The organism is Microbacterium sp. CCH5-D1 (genome assembly GCF_001557335.1).
In the GTDB taxonomy this organism is placed as follows: domain Bacteria; phylum Actinomycetota; class Actinomycetes; order Actinomycetales; family Microbacteriaceae; genus Microbacterium; species Microbacterium oxydans.
Genome location: NZ_LSJW01000254.1, coordinates 1 through 251, shown reverse-complemented (window position 1 = coordinate 251; position 251 = coordinate 1). Strand labels below are relative to the sequence as shown.

Sequence of the window (251 nt, the reverse complement as noted above, 5' to 3'; positions counted from 1 at the left end):
CCCCTCGGTGCCGAGGTTCGCCGTCGGGTCGTAGCCGGATCCCTTCACCACGACCCTGTCGCCCGCCTTGAGCGGCACCCCGGCAGCCGGAGTCGTGCCATCGGCCAGGAACACCTCGATCGCGGCGGATACAGGGGCCGGCCGCAGAATCTCCCACTGCGCGTCGGAGATGGCGATGGTCGAACGCGCGGAGATGGTGCTCGCATCGGGCATCGAGTGCTGCTTCCACACGATGACCTCGTACGACTTCG

Annotated in this window: 1 protein-coding gene; it reads right to left on the bottom strand. The window is 68.1% G+C overall.

The window, feature by feature from the left end; all coding sequences use genetic code 11:
* Positions 1-251: hypothetical protein (locus AX744_RS20790; protein ID WP_197429251.1), on the bottom strand; the 251-nt coding region annotated here is incomplete at both ends.